Source organism: Thioalkalivibrio denitrificans (assembly GCF_002000365.1).
Taxonomy (GTDB): domain Bacteria; phylum Pseudomonadota; class Gammaproteobacteria; order Ectothiorhodospirales; family Ectothiorhodospiraceae; genus Thioalkalivibrio_A; species Thioalkalivibrio_A denitrificans.
In genome coordinates, this window is record NZ_MVBK01000031.1 from 1 (window position 1) to 2,463 (window position 2,463).

The window sequence follows — 2,463 nt, forward strand, 5'->3', positions numbered from 1 at the left end:
ACAGGCGCCGCCCGGGCGGCCGCGGGAGCCGGCCGAGCCCCGCCAGGTAATCGCCCACCAGCGCGTTGACCCGAAGGCCGGGGTGTTCATCCAGCAGACGCGTCGCCGCCTGGCGCAGCATGGGTTCGCAGACGTCGAAAGGCCAGTACTCGCAGCCGTGGAATCCGGCCCGACCGGTTGCCGCAAGGAGGTGGCGCGTCTTGCGCGAGGCGCCACTGCCCAGCTCGATGATATGGTCCGGCTGCGCGGCGGCGATCACCCTGTCCGCACAGGCGGCCAGCAACGCATCCTCGGTTCGCGTGGGATAGTACTCCGGCGTGTCGCAGATCCGATCGAACAGGTCGGATCCGCGCTCGTCGTAGAAATACTTTGGCGGCAGGCTGCGCGGCGCCACCAGCAGGCCCCGGCGCACGTCCTCCTCGAGCCCGGGGACGCGGCGGGTGGGCGGGACCGGCCGGCAGGTGAATCGCTCGTCCGTATCAGGTCGCGACAGGATCGTGTCCATGATGTGTAGGTGCGCCGGGGTTTGCCAAACGCTAACATGATCCCCGAGACGGGAAAAACGACCCCCGTAGCAAGAGGGAGATATCCATGTGCCGCCACGCCGCCTATCTCGGACCGGAGATTGCCCTGTCGCGGCTGCTGCTCGAGCCGCCTCATAGCCTGGAGGTGCAGGCATGGGCACCGAAGGAGCTGCGCTATGCGCGTCTGAATGTGGACGGCTTCGGTTTCGGATGGTACGGGATCGATGACCGCGCGGTGCGCTACGTCAACCCCATGCCCATCTGGTCGGATGTCAATCTGCCCACACTCGCGGCAGAACTCCAGAGCGACCTCTGGATCGCGGCGGTGCGCAGCGCCACACCGGGACTGGGCAGCGGTCCGGTGAATACGCAGCCGTTTGCCGACGGCGACTACCTGTTCTCGCACAACGGCTACCTGGAGGAGTTCGTTGCGGAGGTACGTCCGCAGATGCTGCGCTGGCTGTCGCCGACCGCGGAGGCGGACATCACCGGCACCACGGACTCGGAGTACCTGTTCGCCATGGTGCGCCAGTTGCTGGACGAGGACGAGGACCTGTCGGTGGAGGCGGCCCTCGGCGAGGCCTTCACCCTGGTCGGCGAATGGGCAGGCAGCCAGAGCGCCTTGCTCAACGTGCTCATCAGCGACGGGGAGCGCATCTATGCCAGCCGCCACGCCATCAACCACGAGTGCCCGAGTCTGTATTACACCACCGATGACGACGGCTTCCCCGAGGGCGCGCAACTGGTGGCCTCGGAGCCCCTCACCGAATCCGGCCTCTGGCGCGCAGTGCCGGAACACCATGTGCTCATACTGGACCCTGAGGCACCGCCGGAACTGCTGGCCCTGTAATGAGCACCTCTCTCGCCACCCTGACACGTCTTCGCGCCGTGCAGCGCAGGCTTCGGGCGCTGATCGAGCCCCTTGACGATGCGGGCTACCGCCAGCAGTTCCATCCGGACCTGAGCCCCCTGGGCTGGCACCTGGGCCATTGCACGCATGTCGAAAACCGCTGGCTGCGCGAGGTGGTCATGGGCGATGACCGACTCACCCGGCACGTGGACGACTATTACACGCCGGAGCGCAGCCCCAAGCCCAGACGGGGACCGCAACTGCCCGACAAGGCGGATCTGCTGGCCGAGGTGTCCCGGCAGCAGGACGACAACGTGCTGTTGCTCTCAGGCATGGCGGAGGCTCTGCCGGACCATCCGCTGCTGGAAAACGAGTACCTGGAGCGCTTCCTGATCCAGCATCACTGCCAGCACTACGAGACCATGCTCATGGTGCTCAACCAGCGTGTGCTGGCGGAAACGCCCGGGGGCTTCAGGCCCGAAACAGACCTGTTCTCCGACCCGCAGCCGCCCGCACAGACCCACGTCCCCGCCGGCCGATTTCTGGTTGGCGGGGAAGCACCCCAGGCCTTCGACAACGAACTGCCGGCCTACCGGGTAACGGTGGAGAGCTTCGAGATCGCCACCCGTCCGGTGACCAATGCCGGATACCTGCACTTCATGGACAGCGGCGGATATGACGACCCGGCGTGGTGGGACGATGGCGGGCGCGCCTGGCTTGAAGCCGATACGGCACATGCCCCTGAACACTGGCGACAGGACGCGGAAGGGCGCTGGTACGGCATCGATGAAAACGGCCCCCACGACCTGGACCCCAACGCCCCGGTAGTCGGGATCTCGCTACACGAAGCCCGCGCCTGTGCGCGTTTTTTCGACGCACGCCTGCCTCATGAACACGAATGGGAGGCCGCCTGCCGGCTCGGGCTGCTCGAGGACAGCGGTCACGTATGGGAATGGTGCGACAATGCATTCTTCCCCTATCCCGGCTTCGAGGCCTTCCCCTACGAGCAATACTCAAAGCCCTGGTTCGACGGCAACCACTTCACCCTGCGCGGCGGCAGTCGCCACACCCGCCGCGCAGGGTGAAGTG

At 66.5% G+C, this 2,463-nt stretch carries 3 protein-coding genes; 2 read left to right on the top strand and 1 reads right to left on the bottom strand.

Annotated elements, in window-relative coordinates:
• Nucleotides 1-505: L-histidine N(alpha)-methyltransferase (locus tag B1C78_RS05360; RefSeq protein WP_139349816.1), on the bottom strand; the 505-nt coding region annotated here is incomplete at its 3' end.
• 86 nt (nucleotides 506-591) lie between these two features.
• Between B1C78_RS05360 and egtC the strand changes: the two genes are divergently transcribed.
• Entirely contained in the window at nucleotides 592-1,374 is a 783-nt protein-coding gene (gene egtC / locus B1C78_RS05365; RefSeq protein WP_077278124.1) for an ergothioneine biosynthesis protein EgtC, read from the top strand.
• Nucleotides 1,374-2,459: an SUMF1/EgtB/PvdO family nonheme iron enzyme gene (locus B1C78_RS05370; RefSeq protein ID WP_077278125.1), complete on the top strand. Its 1,086-nt coding sequence runs from the start codon at nucleotides 1,374-1,376 to the stop codon at nucleotides 2,457-2,459. The genes egtC and B1C78_RS05370 overlap by 1 nt, the downstream gene beginning before the upstream one ends.
• Nucleotides 2,460-2,463: the final 4 nt, after the last annotated feature.

Coding starts and splice junctions, on each gene's coding strand:
- B1C78_RS05370 (WP_077278125.1), top strand. CDS start 1,374: ATGAGCACCTCTCTCGCCACCCTGACACGTCTTCGCGCCGTGCAGCGC.
- egtC (WP_077278124.1), top strand. CDS start 592: ATGTGCCGCCACGCCGCCTATCTCGGACCGGAGATTGCCCTGTCGCGG.